Annotated in this window: 18 protein-coding genes; 11 read left to right on the forward strand and 7 right to left on the reverse strand. The window is 73.8% G+C overall.

Annotated features, from left to right (window positions below):
- Positions 1–30: 30 nt before the first annotated feature.
- Genes DCS98_RS10090 through DCS98_RS10110 form a run of 5 tightly spaced genes read right to left on the reverse strand, consistent with a single transcriptional unit; the run spans position 31 to position 3,447 of the window.
- Positions 31–225: a helix-hairpin-helix domain-containing protein gene (locus tag DCS98_RS10090; protein WP_116451245.1), complete on the reverse strand. Its 195-nt coding sequence runs from the start codon at positions 223–225 to the stop codon at positions 31–33.
- Entirely contained in the window at positions 222–578 is a 357-nt protein-coding gene (locus DCS98_RS10095) for a cupin domain-containing protein (protein WP_116451246.1), read from the reverse strand. Before DCS98_RS10095 ends, DCS98_RS10090 begins: the two co-directional genes overlap by 4 nt.
- Complete coding sequence (locus DCS98_RS10100; RefSeq protein WP_116451247.1) at positions 575–1,951, reverse strand: MFS transporter; 1,377 nt, start codon at positions 1,949–1,951, stop codon at positions 575–577. The genes DCS98_RS10095 and DCS98_RS10100 overlap by 4 nt, the downstream gene beginning before the upstream one ends.
- Before the next feature lie 10 nt (positions 1,952–1,961).
- A complete protein-coding gene (locus tag DCS98_RS10105) occupies positions 1,962–2,792 on the reverse strand; it encodes an alpha/beta fold hydrolase (RefSeq protein WP_206340181.1) in 831 nt (276 codons plus the stop codon).
- Positions 2,793–2,829: 37 nt separating this feature from the next.
- Positions 2,830–3,447 (reverse strand): TetR/AcrR family transcriptional regulator, encoded by a 618-nt coding sequence (locus tag DCS98_RS10110; protein ID WP_116451249.1) that lies wholly within the window; start codon positions 3,445–3,447, stop codon positions 2,830–2,832.
- A 52-nt stretch (positions 3,448–3,499) separates the two neighbouring features.
- Between DCS98_RS10110 and paaA the strand changes: the two genes are divergently transcribed.
- From paaA to idi, 6 genes are all read left to right on the forward strand, one after another.
- Positions 3,500–4,438 carry a 1,2-phenylacetyl-CoA epoxidase subunit PaaA gene (paaA, locus tag DCS98_RS10115; protein WP_116451250.1) on the forward strand — a complete coding sequence of 313 codons (939 nt, stop codon included), beginning with the start codon at positions 3,500–3,502 and terminating at the stop codon, positions 4,436–4,438.
- Positions 4,435–4,800, forward strand: coding sequence for a 1,2-phenylacetyl-CoA epoxidase subunit PaaB (paaB, locus tag DCS98_RS10120; protein WP_116451251.1), 366 nt, complete (start codon positions 4,435–4,437; stop codon positions 4,798–4,800). The genes paaA and paaB overlap by 4 nt, the downstream gene beginning before the upstream one ends.
- Before the next feature lie 94 nt (positions 4,801–4,894).
- Positions 4,895–5,806, forward strand: coding sequence for a 1,2-phenylacetyl-CoA epoxidase subunit PaaC (gene paaC, locus DCS98_RS10125; RefSeq protein ID WP_116451252.1), 912 nt, complete (start codon positions 4,895–4,897; stop codon positions 5,804–5,806).
- Entirely contained in the window at positions 5,803–6,348 is a 546-nt protein-coding gene (gene paaD / locus DCS98_RS10130) for a 1,2-phenylacetyl-CoA epoxidase subunit PaaD (protein ID WP_241037518.1), read from the forward strand. Before paaC ends, paaD begins: the two co-directional genes overlap by 4 nt.
- Positions 6,348–7,430, forward strand: coding sequence for a 1,2-phenylacetyl-CoA epoxidase subunit PaaE (paaE, locus tag DCS98_RS10135; protein WP_241037520.1), 1,083 nt, complete (start codon positions 6,348–6,350; stop codon positions 7,428–7,430). Before paaD ends, paaE begins: the two co-directional genes overlap by 1 nt.
- A 49-nt stretch (positions 7,431–7,479) precedes the next feature.
- Positions 7,480–8,022 (forward strand): isopentenyl-diphosphate Delta-isomerase, encoded by a 543-nt coding sequence (gene idi / locus DCS98_RS10140; protein WP_116451253.1) that lies wholly within the window; start codon positions 7,480–7,482, stop codon positions 8,020–8,022.
- Positions 8,023–8,027: 5 nt separating this feature from the next.
- Here idi and DCS98_RS10145 read toward each other — a convergent pair whose 3' ends face one another.
- Together DCS98_RS10145 and DCS98_RS10150 are read right to left on the reverse strand one after the other, a co-directional pair.
- Positions 8,028–10,655 carry a putative bifunctional diguanylate cyclase/phosphodiesterase gene (locus tag DCS98_RS10145; protein WP_116451254.1) on the reverse strand — a complete coding sequence of 876 codons (2,628 nt, stop codon included), beginning with the start codon at positions 10,653–10,655 and terminating at the stop codon, positions 8,028–8,030.
- 16 nt (positions 10,656–10,671) lie between these two features.
- Positions 10,672–12,771 carry a S8 family serine peptidase gene (locus tag DCS98_RS10150; protein WP_164704493.1) on the reverse strand — a complete coding sequence of 700 codons (2,100 nt, stop codon included), beginning with the start codon at positions 12,769–12,771 and terminating at the stop codon, positions 10,672–10,674.
- A 269-nt stretch (positions 12,772–13,040) separates the two neighbouring features.
- Here DCS98_RS10150 and DCS98_RS10155 point away from each other — a divergent pair, with 269 nt between their 5' ends.
- The 5 genes from DCS98_RS10155 to DCS98_RS10175 all read left to right on the forward strand — a co-directional run bounded on the left by DCS98_RS10155 (position 13,041) and on the right by DCS98_RS10175 (position 15,971).
- A complete protein-coding gene (locus DCS98_RS10155) occupies positions 13,041–13,871 on the forward strand; it encodes a polysaccharide deacetylase family protein (RefSeq protein ID WP_116451256.1) in 831 nt (276 codons plus the stop codon).
- 77 nt (positions 13,872–13,948) lie between these two features.
- Positions 13,949–14,728 (forward strand): SDR family NAD(P)-dependent oxidoreductase, encoded by a 780-nt coding sequence (locus DCS98_RS10160; RefSeq protein WP_116451257.1) that lies wholly within the window; start codon positions 13,949–13,951, stop codon positions 14,726–14,728.
- A gap of 20 nt (positions 14,729–14,748) precedes the next feature.
- On the forward strand, positions 14,749–15,033 hold the full coding sequence (locus DCS98_RS10165; protein ID WP_241037523.1) for a hypothetical protein: 285 nt from the start codon (positions 14,749–14,751) through the stop codon (positions 15,031–15,033).
- Between the two features lie 63 nt (positions 15,034–15,096).
- Positions 15,097–15,546 (forward strand): helix-turn-helix transcriptional regulator, encoded by a 450-nt coding sequence (locus DCS98_RS10170; protein ID WP_116451258.1) that lies wholly within the window; start codon positions 15,097–15,099, stop codon positions 15,544–15,546.
- A 5-nt stretch (positions 15,547–15,551) separates the two neighbouring features.
- Complete coding sequence (locus DCS98_RS10175; protein ID WP_116451527.1) at positions 15,552–15,971, forward strand: VOC family protein; 420 nt, start codon at positions 15,552–15,554, stop codon at positions 15,969–15,971.
- The last annotated feature ends 47 nt before the right edge of the window (positions 15,972–16,018 follow it).

A 16,018-nucleotide genomic window follows, 5' to 3' on the forward strand; every position in this document is an offset into this window, starting at 1 on the left:
AAAGACCTCTTTGCAAAGGTTTCTTTGCATCTATCCCAGCGAGAGCCCGTGGTCGGCCAGGGCCGTTCGGAGGACGGCGACGGCCTTGGGGCCCACGCCGTGCATGGCGAGCAGGTCGCGTGCCGGTACGCCGTCGAGAGAGCGGAGGGTGGTGTAGCCGGCCTCGGTCAGCGCGGCCGTCGCGGGGCGGCCGATCTCGCGGGGTAGTTCGCCGGGGGCGCTCACGTGCGCGGTGCTGCCGGTCGGTCGGGCCCCAGGGAGGCGCCCGGGGCGGCGCCGGCGCCCTCCTTCAGCTCCACGAACAGCACGTGGGTCGGGGTGTCGCCGATGTTCTCGCCGCTGTGCTCCTGCGCCGGGAGCCACCCGGTCAGGCCGGCGGGCATCTCGACGTCCCGGTGGGCCTCTCCTGCGTGCAGCCGCCGCCGGAACGCGCTCAGGGTGTGCATGACGCTGTCGGGGTGCGCGTGCGGCGTCGTCCGGTCGCCGGGCCCGTCGGTGTACTCGAGGACGCGTACCCGCTCGTTCTCGAAGACGACGCGGTAGTGGTCGGGGTTGGTGGCGACCGGGTCGAGGGTCATGCCCCCTGACTGTGCTCCGCTCCCGGGCCCCGCGACAGGCCTTCCGGTGTGGTGTCGTCCAGCGACCGGCCGCGGCGTTCGGGCAGCCACCACGTGGCCAGCCCGCCCAGGACGAAGAACGCCGCGAAGGTGCCGAAGACGAGCCCGGTGCCGCCGGCGTCGAGCAGCGGCGGCACGCAGAGGGGTGCGGCGATCGAGGCCAGCCGGCCGAAGCCCGCGGCGGCACCGGCACCGGTGGCCCGCAGGACCGTCGGGTAGACCTCCGGGGTCACCGCGTAGAGGGCGCCCCACGCGCCGAGGTTGAAGAACGACAGCGCCATCCCGGTGAGCAGGACGGCCGTCTCGCCGTCGGCGGCGGCGAACAGCCCGGCACCCATCGCCGAGCCGGCGAGGAAGGTGGCCAACGTCGCCCGCCGTCCCCAGGTCTCGATGAGGAGGGCGGCCACCGCGTAGCCGGGCAGCTGGGCGAGGGTGATGACCAGGGTGAAGCCGAAGGAGCGGACGAGCGAGAACCCGTCGGCCACGAGGAGCGTCGGGAGCCAGATGAACGCGCCGTAGTAGGCGAAGTTGATGCTGAACCAGACCACCCAGAGCGCCGCCGTCCGCAGCCGCGCGCCCGCTGCCCACAGGGCCGCCGGACCAAGGGAGGGGACCCGGACCGGCTGCGGGGACGGGACCGGCTCGACGCTCGCCGCCCGCTCGAAGCGCCGGACCGCCGCCTCGGCCTCGTCGACCCGGCCCCGGGCCTCCAGGAAGCGCACCGACTCGGGCAGCCCGCGCCGGACGAACGCGGCGTAGAGGGCCGGCAGCGCGCCGATCGCCAGTGCCCACCGCCAGCCGTCGTCGCTGCCCGGGACGACGAAGTACCCGATCAGCGCCGAGAGGGTCCAGCCGACGGCCCAGAACGCCTCCAGCAGCACGACGACCCGCCCGCGCACCCGCGCGGGGGCGAACTCGCTCACCAGGGTCGAGGCCACCGGCAGCTCCGCGCCCAGCCCGAGGCCGATCAGGAAGCGGAAGACCAGGAGCGCGCCGACCGACCAGGCGAGAGCGGCCGCCCCCGTCGCCAGGCCGAAGACCAGCAGGGTGAGCGCGAAGACCTGCCGCCGGCCGAACCTGTCGGCGAGCAGGCCGCCGAGCGTGGCGCCCAGCGCCATCCCGGCGAAACCGATGGAGGCGATCCAGGACAGCTGGGTCGCCGACAGGTCCCACTGCACGGCGAGCGCGGCCATGACGAAGGAGATGAGCCCGACGTCCATGGCGTCCAGCGCCCAGCCGAGCCCGGACCCGACGACCAGGCGGCCGTGCTCCCGGGTGAAGGGCAGCCGGTCGAGCCGCTCGGCCCGGGGGAGCTCGGTCCCGGTCGCGGTCACCGGTGCGTCCTCAGGCGGCGCGGACGTGCGCGGTGACCAGCTCGGCCACGCGCTCCGGCGCCAGTTCGGGGATCCAGTGCGTCACGCCGTCGAGCACCTCGAGGCGGTACGGGGCGTCCACGAACTGCTCGGTCGCCTCGGTCGCGGCACGGCCCAGGAACGCGTCCCCGGTGCTCCACAGGTGCAGGGTGGGGACCCGCACCCTGCCCACCGGATCGCGACCGCTCCAGGGGAGTGCGCGGTACCAGCCCAGCGCGGAGGACAGCGCCCCGGGCTCGCGCATCCGGGCGACGTAGCGGTCGACCGCGTCGTCGGGCAGCCCGCCCCGCCTCAGCACCCGTCGCAGGGCCGCGCCCTTGCCGGCCAGCAGCAGCCGCTCCGGCAGCAGGGGCAGCTGGAACAGCGCCATGTAGTACGAGCGCAGCGCCTGGTCGCTGGTGACCATCGCCTTCGCCATCGCGGCTGGGTGCGGTACCGACAGCGCGGTCAGCGTCCGGACGCGGTCGGGGTGCCACGCGCCCAGGGCCCACGCGGCGATGCCGCCCCAGTCGTGGCCGACGACGTGCGCGCGCTCGAGGCCGGCCGCGTCGAGCAGGGCGAGCACGTCCTTCGTCGTCTCCCGGAGCGCGTAGTGCTTCCGGGTGCGCGGCCGGGCCATGGGGGAGTAGCCGCGCTGGTCCGGGGCGAGCGTGCGCAGCCCGTGCTGGTGCAGCGCCGGTGCGACCCCGTCCCAGGCCGTGCAGTCCTGCGGGAACCCGTGCAGGAGGACGACCGGCTCCCCGTCGGAGGGACCGGCGTCGATGACGTCGAAGGTCAGGCCGTCGCGGCGGAAGCTGTCCACGACGCGACAGTGCCCCGCCGGGTCACCGGTCCATGCATCAGGGGGTGCGCAACCCGGAGAAGGCGGTCGCGACGACGGCGTCGGCGAGCTGCTCCCGGGTGAGCGGCCCATCGGGGCGGTACCACTCGGTCAGGGAGTTCACCGTGCCGAAGAGGAGGCGAGCGACGACGCCCGCGGGCACGTCGGCGCGGACGGTGCCCTCCGCGGCTGCGGCGCTCACCAGGCCGGTGACGATCCGGTCGAACTCGCGGCGGCGCTGGAGGGCGGCCACCTCGACATCGGAGTTCCCGCGCACGCGCAGCAGGAGGGTCACGAACGGCAGTTCGGCGGTGAGCACCCCGACCGATCCGCGGACGACGTGCTCGAGCCGGTCGATCGCCCGGCCCGCACGGGCCCCCGGCTCCCGGGTGACGGCGAACAACCCGTCCAGCGCGCGGTCCAGCGCCAGGCGGAGCAGCTCGTCCTTGCGCGGCACGTGGTGGTAGATCGCCGACTTGGTGACGCCGAGCCGGCCGGCCAGCTCGTCCATGCTGGTCGCCTCGAAGCCCCGCTCGTTGAAGACGGCGACCGCGACGGCCAGCAGCGAGTCGAGCGAGTGGCCGGGGCGGCCGCGGCGCACGACACCGGCGGTCGGCTGCTGTGACTCAGGTCTCATGACGCGGTAGACTTTACCGACCGGATGGTCAGTTATTCGACGAGGAGGGTGTGTGACGGTCGATTCGCCCCCCGCGCCCGACCTCGAGCGCGACTTCGAGGCCACGATCGCGGCCGACCACCGGATCGAGCCGCGGGACTGGATGCCCGAGGGGTACCGCCGGACGCTCATCCGCCAGATCGCCCAGCACGCCCACTCCGAGATCATCGGGATGCAGCCCGAGGGCGACTGGCTGCTGTCGGCGCCGAGCCTCCGGCGCAAGGCGATCCTGCTGGCCAAGGTGCAGGACGAGGCCGGGCACGGGCTCTACCTCTACTCGGCCGCCGAGACGCTCGGCGCCGACCGCGCCGACCTCACCGACAAGCTCATCGAGGGCCGGCAGAAGTACAGCTCCATCTTCAACTACCCGACCCTGTCCTACGCCGACGTCGGCGTCATCGGCTGGCTGGTCGACGGCGCGGCCATCTGCAACCAGGTGCCGCTGTGCCGGTCGAGCTACGGGCCCTACGCCCGCGCGATGATCCGCATCTGCAAGGAGGAGTCGTTCCACCAGCGGCAGGGCTACGAGCTGCTGCTGACGATGATGCGCGGCACCGACGAGCAGCGGGCGATGGTCCAGGACGCCGTCGACCGGTGGTGGTGGCCCTCGCTCATGATGTTCGGCCCGCCGGACGCCGACAGCCCCAACACCGCGCAGTCGATGGCGTGGGGGGTCAAGCGGCACACCAACGACGAGCTGCGCCAGCGGTTCGTCGACATGACGGTGCCGCAGGCGGAGTTCCTCGGCGTCACGCTGCCCGACCCGGAGCTCTCCTGGGACGCCGACGCCGGGCAGCACCGCTTCGGCGCGATCGACTGGGCGGAGTTCAGGAAGGTGATCAGCGGTGAGGGGCCGATGAACCGGGTGCGGATCGCCCGCCGGCGGGCGGCGCGGGACGACAACGCGTGGGTGACCGAGGCGGCCACCGCGTACGCCGAGAAGCACGCGTGAGCAGCGACCTCACCGCCGAGGGCGGCCACGGCGCCGTTCCGCTGACCGGGGTCCCCGTGCAGCCCCAGCCGTCGGTGGCCCGCCGCGACTGGCCGCTGTACGAGGTGTTCGTCCGGGGCAAGCGCGGGCTCAACCACGTGCACGTCGGCTCGCTGCACGCTCCGGACGACGAGATGGCGGTGCACGCCGCGCGCGACCTGTACACGCGCCGCAACGAGGGCGTGAGCATCTGGGTGGTCCGCTCGGCCGACATCACGGCGTCCAGCCCGGACGAGAAGGACCCGATGTTCGCCCCCAGTGGCGACAAGGTCTACCGGCACCCGACCTTCTACGACATCCCCGACGACGTCCCGCACATATAGGACCCCCTTCCTCCCCACCACCTCGTACCTCGGCGGCGGGCCCCTGGAAGGGGGCCTTCCGGCCTCTCGTCAGTCAGACAAGGAGCGTCGCGCCATGGGTCACCTGGAGACCGTGTACGACGCGCTGACCGCCGCCCACGGCGACGAGGCGCGCTGGGCGTTCGGCACGGGCTTCGACGACCCGCTCGCCGGCGTCGACACCGCTCTGCCCGCCGGCGCCGACCCGGCCGACCTCGGCGCCTACTGCCTCATGCTCGGCGACGACGCGCTCGTGCTCAGCCAGCGCCTCACCGGGTGGATCACCCGCGCCCCCGAGCTCGAGGAGGAGGTGGCGCTGGCCAACATCGCCCTCGACCTGCTCGGGCAGGCGCGGCTGCTCCTCTCCCGCGCCGGGTCGTGCGGGGTGCTCGGCCGGTCGCGGGAGCGCGCGGGCGCGACGGTCCCGGACGAGGACGCGCTGGCCTACTTCCGCGACGCCGACGAGTTCCGCTGCGCGGGCCTGGTCGCCGCACCGGACGGGGACTTCGGGCACACCGTCGTCCGCCTGCTCGTGGCCTCGACGTGGCGCCTCGCCCTGGCCGCCCGGCTGCGCGGGTCGCGCGACCCGGTGCTGGCCGCGGTCGCCGCCAAGGCCGTCCCCGAGCTGACCTACCACCGCGACCACGCCGCGCGCTGGGTGCTGCGGCTCGGTGACGGGACGGCGGAGTCGCACCGGCGCGCGCAGGCGGGCGCCGACGCCGTCTGGCCGCTCACCGCGGACCTCTTCACGCCCACCGACGTCGAGCGCCGGCTGGCGGGGGAGCGGGTGGGGGTGGACCCGACCGATCTGCGCGACGAGGTCCGCGGCGTCCTGACCCAGGTGCTGGAGCGGGCCACGCTCGCCGTTCCGCCGTGGCCGGGCGACGTCCCGCCCCGCGGGCGCGTCGGCGCGCACGGGCCCGAGCTGGCCGTGCTCCTCGCGGGGCTCCAGGGCCTGTCCCGCGCGCACCCGGGGGCGACGTGGTGAGCGGGCGGACGCTGCGGCAGCCCGGCCGGCGCGGGGACGTGCGGGTCGACCCGCGCCCGGTCGCCGAGGCCGTCGTCGACCCGGAGCTGCCGGTGCTGACCCTCGCAGACCTCGGCGTCCTCCGGGACGTGCGCACGGGGGACGACGGCACGGTGGTCGTCGAGATCACCCCGACCTACTCGGGCTGCCCGGCGATGGGCGTGATGCGCGCCGACCTCCTGCACGCGCTGCACGACGCCGGTTTCGAGCAGGTCGACGTCCGGACGGTGCTCTCGCCGGCGTGGAGCACGGACTGGATCTCGGCCGAGGGCCGCCGGAAGCTCGCCGAGGCGGGCATCGCGCCCCCGGGTGCCGCCCCCGCCCGCACGCCCGGACCCGTCCCCCTGGACCTGGACCTCGACCGGCCGCGCCGGACGGCGGCGTGCCCGCTGTGCGGGTCGCCGGACACCGAGGAGGTCAGCGAGTTCGGCGCCACCGCCTGCACCGCCCTGCGCCGCTGCCGGCAGTGCCAGGAGCCCTTCGAGCACGTGAAGGAGATCTAGTGACGGCCGCGCCCGTGCTGACCCGGCGGCGCACGTTCCACCGGCTGACCGTCGCCCGCGTGGACCGGCTGACCGACGACGCCGCGGCGGTCACCTTCGACGTCCCGGAGGAGCTGGCCGCGGAGTTCGCCTTCCGGCCGGGACAGTCGCTCACGCTTCGGCGCACCGACGGCGGGCGCGACGAGCGCCGGGACTACTCGATCTGCGCGCCCGCGGGGGCGGCCCTGCGCATCGGCGTCCGCGAGGTGCCCGGCGGGCTGTTCTCCTCCTGGCTGGTGCACGCGGTGCGTCCCGGCGACGAGGTGGAGGTGCTGCCGCCGTCGGGGCGGTTCACGACCGACCTGGCGGTCCCGGCCGACCACGTCTTCGTGGTCGCCGGTTCCGGCATCACGCCGGCGCTCTCCCTGGCGTCCACGGCGCTCGCCGACGGCAGGTCGACGGTCACCCTGCTGTACGGCAACCGCCGGGCGGACACGGTGATGTTCGCCGACGAGCTGGCCGACCTGAAGGACCGGCACGGTCCCCGCTTCACGCTGCTGCACGTGCTGTCCCGCGAGGCCCGCGACGCCGACGTGACCAGCGGTCGGCTGGAGGGGGAGCGGCTGCGGCGGCTCGTCGGCGCGCTGGTCGACACCGAGCGGGTCGACCACTGGTGGCTGTGCGGACCGCACGGGCTGGTCACCGACGCCCGCGCGCTGCTGGACGGTCTCGGCGTGCCGCGGGAGCGGGTGCACCAGGAGCTGTTCTACGTCGACGACGTGCCGCCCGAACCCGTCCGGGGCGACGCCGCCGCGGTGACCGGACCCGCCAGCGAGGTGACCGTCGTCCTCGACGGCCGTGCGACGCCGCTCACCCTGCCCCGCGACGTCCCGCTGCTGGACGCGGCCCAGCGGGTGCGGGGCGACCTCCCGTTCGCCTGCAAGGGCGGCGTCTGCGGCACGTGCCGGGCGCGGGTGACCGGAGGGGAGGTGCGGATGCGGCGCAACTACGCCCTCGAACCCGACGAGGTGGCCGCCGGTTACGTGCTCACCTGCCAGTCCCTGCCCGTCTCGGACGCCGTCACCGTCGACTACGACGCCTGATCGGGACGCGGGCGCGGCGCGGCGGCCGCGCGTCGGGGACGATGGATCCGTGACGACCACCGCCCAGGAGCTCATCGTTCTCGTCGACGACGACGGGCGGTCCGTCGGCACGATGCCCAAGCGCCTGGTGCACCACGGGGAGACCCCGCTGCACCGCGCCTTCTCGGCCTACCTCTTCGACGACGCCGGCCGCCTGCTGATCACCCGCCGGGCGGTGGACAAGGCCACCTTCCCCGGCATGTGGACCAACACCGTCTGCGGCCACCCGGGCCCCGGTGAGGACGACGCCTCGGCGATCGCCCGGCGCGCCCGCTTCGAGCTCGGCCTCGGCGTCGCCGACATCCGCCCCGCCCTGCCCGGCTACCGCTACCGCGCCGAGTTCCGGGGCGTGGTGGAGAACGAGATCTGCCCGGTCTACCTGGGCCGGTTCACCGGGTCGCCCGAGCCCGACGCCTCCGAGGTGGAGGAGTGGGAGCTGCTGGACTGGGCCGGGTTCCGCCGCCGCCAGGAGAGCGAGGGCGACGCCTGGTCCCCGTGGTGCCGCGAGCAGGCGCGCCTGATCGAGGAGGCCGGGCTGGTGCCCGCCGCCTGAGCCGGTCAGGCCGGCGCCAGCTCCCCGGCCGGCTCGTCCCAGTCGCTGTCGACGGCCCGGGGCTGGATGGCCTCGGAGACCTGCGACGCGGACATGACGGCGCTGACCGCCTCCGCCTCGATCGGCCGGGAGAACAGGTAGCCCTGGGCGATGTCGCACCCGAGCGCCGCGACGGTCTCCGACTGCTGCGTGGTCTCGATGCCCTCGGCCACGGTGAGCAGGCCGAGGGTGCCGGCCAGCTCCACGATCGCGCGGGTGATGACGTCGTCGTGCGCGTCGCGGCCGAGGCCGTCGACGAACTCGCGGGCCACCTTGAGCATGTCGATCGGGAAGCGGCGCAGGTAGGCCAGCGACGAGTAGCCGGTGCCGAAGTCGTCGATCGCGATCCGGACGCCGAGGCCCTTGAGCAGCCACAGGGTGGCGGCCGCGGCGTCGCGGTCCTGCATGAGGACCGTCTCGGTGATCTCCAGGACGAGGCGGTGCGGCTCCAGCCCCGAGCTCGCCAGCGCCTCGCGGACCTGCTCGACGATCTGGTCGTCGGCGACCTGCCGAGCCGACAGGTTCACCGTCACCAGGAGGTCGTCCTGGTCGGGCGACTCGGCCACCCAGCGGGCGGCCTGCGTGCAGGCGTCGTTGAGGACGAGCTCCCCGATCTTGGTGATCAGGCCGCTCTCCTCCGCCAGCCCGATGAACTGGTCGGGAGTGCGCAGCCCGTCGACGGGGTGCTGCCACCGGACGAGGGCCTCGGCGCCGATGGGGCGGCCGGTGCGCATGTCGATGAGCGGCTGGTAGACGGTCCGCAGCTCGCCGTTGGCGATGCCCTGGGCCAGCTCGGCCGCGACGTCCTTGCGCGTCGACGTGGTGTTGCCCAGGCCGGGCTCGTAGACGACGAAGTCGTTGCCCGCGGAGCGCTTGGCCGTGTACATCGCGATGTCGGCGTGCCGGACCAGCGTGTCGGCGTCCGGGACGTCGTCGCCCAGGGCGACACCGATGCTGGCGCCGACCGTCGCGACGACGTCGTCGCCGAGCACGACGGGGACGTCGAGCTGGGCGCGGATGCGCTCGATGACGCGGGCGACACCGAAGCGGTCGATCGGCCCGTTGAGCAGGACGACGAACTCGTCACCACCCAGGCGGGCGGCGGTGTCGGCCGGGCGCAGGCACCCGCGGAGGCGGTCGGCGACCGCCCGGAGGAGCACGTCGCCGGCCTCGTGGCCGAACGTGTCGTTGACCGGCTTGAAACCGTCGAGGTCGAGGTAGAGCACGGCGGGGTGGACGCCGCTGCGGCCGGCGGTGTCGACGGCGTGCCGCACGCGGTCCAGGAACAGGGTGCGGTTGGGCAGCCCGGTCAGCGGGTCGTGCAGCGCCTGGTGACGCAGCTGCTCCTTGAGGTCGGTGACCTGGCGGAGGTTCTCCTCCAGGCGGCCGCGCTCGAGCGAGGTGGCGACGTGCCGGGCGAAGGTGTCCAGCAGCGCGAGGTCGCGCGAGGTGAACGTGGTGACGTCACCGATGCGGCCACCGACCAGCAGCAGCCCGTGCACGCGGTCCTCGGTGCGCAGCGCGGCGGCGACGGCATCCTTGAGGCCGCGCTCGGCGGCGTAGCTGTCGAGCGCCGCGCCGGGGCCGGTGCCCGTGCGGGTGGTGAGGGCGCCGGACGAGGTCGCCAGGCGCAGCAGGCGGTGGTGGTCCTCCGGGTTCTCCAGCGGAGCCATGACGACGGGGTCGGCACCCTCGCGGCTGCGGCTCACCGTCGCGCCGTCGCGCCCGGCCGGGCCGAGCAGCACCAGTTCGGCCATCTCGGCGCGGAAGGCCGAGCGGACGGAGTCCAGGAAGTCGCCGAGCGCCTCCTGGGTGTCGCCGGCGTGCAGCAGCGAGGTGACCTCGTGCAGCAGGCGCAGGTTCTCCTGCTGCTCGCGGGCGCCGGTGTAGGCGCGGTACGAGGCGATGATCAGGATGGTGGGCAGCGCCAGCAGGGCCAGCGCGGCGGGGTCGGCAACGGCGGTGCGGGCGACGAGCAGCCCGATCGCGGCGGAGGCGAGGGCGGCCGGCACCGTGAGGGTGCACATCGCCAGGAAGTTGCCCGGGTCGACGCGGCCCTCGGAGACGCTCATGACCGCGAAGATGCTCGCGTTGCCGACCAGGGTGGCACCGACGATGGCGACCAGCGCCGCCAGCCAGTACCAGCCCGGGGTGAGCGGCGAGCACAGGAGCGCGTAGACCGTCGTCGCCACCGAGCCGGTGAGGGCGAACAGGGCGGTGTTGAAGGCGAGCTTGAGCCCGCGCTGACGGCGGTGCAGGGCGAGGGCCGCCGCGACGCCCACCACCTGGGCGACGACGAGGTCGCCCGGGGTGGTCAGCACGAGGCCGGCAGCCATCACCAGGTCGCTGACGGAGAAGGTGTGCGCGTCCCGCTTGACCTGGACGTGCACGGGGAACGCCTCGCTCACGGCGAAGGCGACCGCCCAGACCACCCACGGCAGGGGCAGAGCCGTGGACGCTCCGGCGAGCGGGTGGACGACGATGACGAACAACGCCACCGCGACCGCGGCCAGCACGCCCGTGAGCAGCATGATCCGCTGGGGAACAGTGAGCCGGTTCGCGCCGGCCTTGGTCTCAGGAACGTCGTTCGTCATCGTCGTCACCTCCCTCTTAGGACCAGTCCGCGCCGGACCAGCTGACCCCGGACCAGCTCACGCCGGACCAGGAGACACCGCTCCAGCTGACACCGGACCAGGACACACCGGACCAGCTGACGCCGGACCAGGACACGCCGCTCCAGCTCACGCCGGACCAGCTCACGCCGCTCCAGCTGACGCCGGACCAGGAGACACCGCTCCAGCTGACGCCGGACCAGCTGACGCCGGACCAGCTGACGCCGGACCAGGACACGCCCGACCAGCTGACGCCAGTGAGCTCGGCCTGCTCGGCGACCTCGGCCTGCTGCGCGGGCGGCAGGTCCTCGATCACCTCGGCCTGCTCCTGGGCGGGCAGCTCGGAGATGGCCTCGACCGTCTCCGCGGCGGCCTCCTCGGTGATCTCGGTGACGCCCTCGGCGAGCGACTCGGCGGTCGACTCCTCGATGGCCTGACCGGTCACGTCGACCTCACCGGTGACGGCCTCGCCGTCGACCTCCACGACCACCGACCCACGGGCGGCGTCCAGGGAGCCCGCACCGGTCGAGCGCGCGTGCGTCTGCACGGCGTTCACCGGCGTGGGGGTGTTCAGCGCCTCGGCCAGGTCGATCAGACCCGCACCCTGGCGAGCGGCCGTGGCGCCGGGGATGGTGTTGGCCGTCCCCATGAGCAGCGCCTTGACCTCGTCCGGCGTGATCTCCGGACGCTGGCTGATCAGCAGCGCCGCGGCGCCCGAGACGACTGCCGCCGCCTGGGAGGTGCCGCTACCGCGGAACAGCTTCTCCCCGATGCGAGCACTCGGCGCCGACTGGTCCAGGAAGGAGTTCGGGCTGCGGAGGCTCACGACGCGCTCGCCGGGGGCGACCACGTCGGGGTTGCGGGTGCCGTCACCGTCGTTCGAGAACGCGGAGACGGTGTCGTCGGCGGTGTCCGCCGTGCCGTTGGTGGCGGCACTACCGACGGCGATGACGTAGGGGTCGGTGGCCGGGTTGTTGACCTTCCCGGTGCCGAAGCCCTCGTTGCCGACGGCGACGACGACCACGATGCCCTTGTGCCAGGCCTGCTCGGCGGCGTAGGCGAGCGGGTCGAGCTGGTAGCTCTGGACGCCGTCGGTGCCGAACGACATGTTCACCACGCGCACGTTCAGACCCTCGTCGTCACCGTGCTCGGTGACCCAGTCGATGGCCGCGATCGCCTGCGAGACGTCGGTGTGCCCCAGGGCGTCAGCGACCTTGATGCTGACGATGCGGGCGTCCGGCGCCATGCCGACGTAGTTGCCCGAGTCACCGGAGTACGGAGCGCTCGCGGCGTCGTCACGGCCGGCGATGATGCCGGCCATGTGCGTGCCGTGACCGTTCGTGTCCAGGTTCTCCAGCGGGGTCCCGACCTCGAAGGACAGGTCAGGGCCGTACACGAGCTTGCCGGAGGCGGTGAAACCGTCGACGGGGACGGCGCCCGAGTCGATGACGGCCACGTCCACGCCCGCGCCGGTGTAGCCGGCGTCCCACATCGCCGAGGCGCCGGTGACGTCGTTGGCGATCGTGTAGAGCGAACCGGTCTGGCCGGCCTGGCCCGCGACGACCTCGTTGACGGTCCTGGCCACGGCAGCCGTGGTGCCCGCAACCGTCGTCGTCGTGTTCTCGACGACCGGCTCGACGACGTCCGTCACCGGCTGGGTGACGGTCGTGGCGGCCTGGGTGACCGCCGAGAACAGGCCGCCCAGGGTGCCGCCGGTCAGGCCGTTGAGGGTCAGCGACGCGTTCTCGCTGACCGACTCGACGCCCGCGACGCCGCGGAGCGCGTCGATCCGGTCGACGGGGACGTCGGCGGTGAAGCCGCCGATGATCCCGAGCTCACGCGTGATCGAGCCCCCGTACGCGGCCACCGCCCGCTCGGGAGCGTTCCCCGAACCGGCAGCCTCGCGCACGATGACCGACACCTGGTCGGCCGACGACGAGAGCGACGCCGCGGACGCGGTGGCGGGGCCGAAGAGCCCTGCCGCCACGAGCGTGGCAACGGCGACAGTCATCGCCCGCTTCGCCTGCAATGGGACGCCGCCCCAGGTCACGCCGTAATCCGGCGCGTCCGGCGGGGAGCCCTGCACAGTGCTGCGCATTCCGTACACCTCCTTGGTGACATCCGTACTTCCATGTGCGTCATCCCTTCGGCACGGAGCGCGGGGTACTGAAACTTTCTAGAACCGCTACAGCCGCTCACCCCCCGCAGGGGTGAGACGGCGGCTGCAGACGGCATGCGACGGGTCCGGAGCGGTCAGTCGGGCGGGCGGTCACCCGGTGGATGCGGCCGCTCGCGGGGCGAAGTGGTCCGGCGCGTCGGCCGAGTCGCTTCCGGGACACGCCCGGGCGGCTCACTACCGTCCGCCGCATGGAACGCCGGAGGTTCCTCCTCGCCCTGGCGGCCGGCCTGGCCGGCGCCGCGGTGGGCCACGGCGTGACCCGCGACGACCCCCGACCGCGCCCCCGCGAGGCGCCACCCCTGGCGGCCTCGGCCGCCGCCGTCGAGGCGCCCGCACCGCCTCCGCCGCTCCTCCCGCCCACCGGGGTGGTGCACGGCCTGCCGGGCGGCGGCACCTCGCTCGCCCTCACCGTCGACGACGGCACCAGCACCGAGGTGGTCGCCGCCTTCGCCGCGTTCGCCGCCGACAGCGGGACGCGGCTGACCTTCTTCCCGAACGGCTGCTACCGGTCGTGGGAGGAGAACGCGGCGGCGCTGCGACCCCTCGTCGACTCCGGCCAGATCGCGCTCGGCAACCACACCTGGTCCCACCCCGACCTCACCACGCTGGACGACCGTGCCGTGGGCGAGGAGATCGGCCGCAACCGCGACTTCCTGCGTGACGTCTTCGGCGTCCGCGACAGCCCGTTCTTCCGACCGCCGTACGGGGCGCGCGACGAGCGCATCGACCGGATCGCCGCCGACCAGGGGCACCCCACCGTCGTGATGTGGGACGGCACGCTCGAGGACTCGCGGGTGCTGACCCCGGCCGAGCTCATGGACGCCGCCCGGACGTGGTTCACCGCCCAGCGCATCGTCGTCGGCCACGCCAACCACGCCACGGTGACGACCCTGTACGGCGACCTGCTGGCGCTGATCGCCGAACGCGGGCTGAGCACGGTCACGCTGGCCGACGTCTGGGCGACCCCGGCGCAGCGGCTCCGCGGCACCCGGGCGGCCGCCAGCGCGACGGTCGTCTGACCGACGCCGCCGACCTGCGCCCGGCCGCGTCTTCGGGAAGGCTGTCCGTGACGAGCAGGATCACGGACGGAGGGTCGATGGACGACAGCGGTGCCCTGAAGGGCCGGGTCGCACTGGTCACCGGCGGCGCCAGCGGGCTCGGGCGTGCCACGGCGGTGGCGCTGGCCGAGGCGGGGGCGCACGTCGTGGTGGCCGACATCGACGCGGCGGGCAGCGAGGAGACCCGCTCCCGGGTCACCGAGGCCGGGGGATCGGCCGAGGTCGTCCCGCTCGACGTGACCGACGACGTCAGCCGGCGGGACGTGGTGGCCCAGCTCTTCGACCGGCACGGCGACGCCTTCGACGTCCTGGTGAACGTGGCCGGCATCGACCGGCCCGGGTACGTCACCGACATCGACCTCGACGACTACCGGCGGGTCCAGGCGGTCAACTTCGAGGGGCCGGTCTTCCTGACCAGCGAGTTCATGAAGCGCGTCCAGCACCTGCCGGAGGGGCGCACCGCGGACGTGGTGCACATCGTGTCCCTGTCGGCGATCACCTCCGGCAGCGGCGCCATCGCCTACAACGGCTCGAAGGCGGGTTTCCTCAACGCCACCCGGTGCATCCAGCGGGAGCTGCGCGAGAAGGCGGTCACCCTGCCGGACGGTTCCGAGCGACCGTTCCCGTGCCGGGTGCAGGCGGTGATCCCCGCCGCCATGGACACCCCCATGATGGAGCAGTGGGGGATCCCGTCCCACCTGATGATGCCGCCGTCGGCGGTGGCGGAGATGGTCCGGACCCTGCTCCTGCTGCACCCGTCGAGCTTCGTGCCCGAGATGCAGATCGTGCCCCGGCTGGAGCCGAACTTCCCCCGCTGAGCCCGGCAGAGGAGAACCCCATGAGCATGGCCGGACCGAACGGCACCGACCCCGACAGCGGCATGGCGTCGGGGTCCGATGCGGGGGAACCGGGCGGCCACCTGGGCCCCGGCGACCTCGCTCCCGACGAGGAGCGGCTGCTCGCGGCGCTCGAGCGCGATGCCCGCGATCTCGGGCAGCCCTCGGTGGAGGAGTCCCTCCCGATGGTGCGCGCGGCCGAGGACGAGGCGCCGCTGCCTGCCCGGGGCGGCCCGCCGGACGACGGGCTGACCCCCACGTTCACCGCCCCCGACCTGGACGGGTGAACGACCGGTCCACCGCGCCCGACGAGGGCCGGTGGGACCGGTAGGACGTGGCACGATCGCCGGGTGACGAGCGCATCCGCCGAGGAGCAGCGCCTGCGCGACCTCGTGCGCCTGCGCCGGGTCCGCGACCGGATCGACCGCGAGTACGCGCAGCCGCTCGACGTGGAGGCGCTCGCGCGCGGCGCGCACATGTCGTCGGGCCACCTCAGCCGCGAGTTCCGCGCCGCGTTCGGGGAATCGCCCTACGCCTACCTCATGACGCGGCGCATCGAGCGCGCCATGGCGCTGCTCCGCCGCGGCGACCTCAGCGTCACGGAGGTGTGCTTCGCCGTGGGCTGCTCGTCGCTGGGCACGTTCAGCACCCGCTTCACCGAGCTGGTCGGTGTCCCACCCAGCGTCTACCGGCGGCAGCAGGCAGGTGCGACGGCGGGGATGCCCTCCTGCGTGGCCAAGCAGGTGACCAGACCGGTCAGGAATCGAGAAGCTCCGGCGTCGGCGCCGTCCCTAGCGTGAGGGCCATGCAGACCCCCGACGTCACCATCCACTCGAGCTTCCTCCCGCACACCGACCCCGACGCCTCCCTGGCCTTCTTCCGCGACGCCCTCGGGTTCGAGGTCCGCCTCGACGTCGGCTACGACGGGATGCGCTGGATCACCGTGGGCCCGCCCGGCCAGCCCGACACCAACATCGTCCTGCACCCGCCGACCGCCACCCCCGGCCTGACCGACGACGAGAAGCGCACGCTCCTCGAGCTGATCGCGAAGGGCAGCTACTTCGGGGTCAACCTGGCGTCCCGGGACCTCGCCGGCACCTTCGCGGCGCTGGAGGCCAGCGGCGCCGATGTCGTGCAGGAGCCGACCGACCAGCCGTACGGCGTCCGCGACTGCGCCTTCCGCGACCCCGCGGGCAACATGATCCGCATCCAGCAGATCAGTTGAGCGGCCCCCGGGCGTCCTAGCAGGCAGCGGACCCGACCCCCGTACCG

Origin of the sequence: Blastococcus litoris, from assembly GCF_003075095.1 — a bacterium.
In the GTDB taxonomy this organism is placed as follows: domain Bacteria; phylum Actinomycetota; class Actinomycetes; order Mycobacteriales; family Geodermatophilaceae; genus Blastococcus_B; species Blastococcus_B litoris.

What these genes read in the sequence shown, in the direction of transcription:
- DCS98_RS10175 (WP_116451527.1), top strand. Translation starts at nt 15,552, where the DNA reads ATGCAGACCCCCGACGTCACCATCCACTCGAGCTTCCTCCCGCACACC.
- DCS98_RS10150 (WP_164704493.1), bottom strand. Translation starts at nt 12,771, where the DNA reads ATGCGCAGCACTGTGCAGGGCTCCCCGCCGGACGCGCCGGATTACGGC.
- paaC (WP_116451252.1), top strand. Translation starts at nt 4,895, where the DNA reads ATGGGTCACCTGGAGACCGTGTACGACGCGCTGACCGCCGCCCACGGC.
- DCS98_RS10160 (WP_116451257.1), top strand. Translation starts at nt 13,949, where the DNA reads ATGGACGACAGCGGTGCCCTGAAGGGCCGGGTCGCACTGGTCACCGGC.
- DCS98_RS10110 (WP_116451249.1), bottom strand. Translation starts at nt 3,447, where the DNA reads ATGAGACCTGAGTCACAGCAGCCGACCGCCGGTGTCGTGCGCCGCGGC.
- DCS98_RS10155 (WP_116451256.1), top strand. Translation starts at nt 13,041, where the DNA reads ATGGAACGCCGGAGGTTCCTCCTCGCCCTGGCGGCCGGCCTGGCCGGC.
- DCS98_RS10165 (WP_241037523.1), top strand. Translation starts at nt 14,749, where the DNA reads ATGAGCATGGCCGGACCGAACGGCACCGACCCCGACAGCGGCATGGCG.
- DCS98_RS10095 (WP_116451246.1), bottom strand. Translation starts at nt 578, where the DNA reads ATGACCCTCGACCCGGTCGCCACCAACCCCGACCACTACCGCGTCGTC.
- DCS98_RS10145 (WP_116451254.1), bottom strand. Translation starts at nt 10,655, where the DNA reads ATGACGAACGACGTTCCTGAGACCAAGGCCGGCGCGAACCGGCTCACT.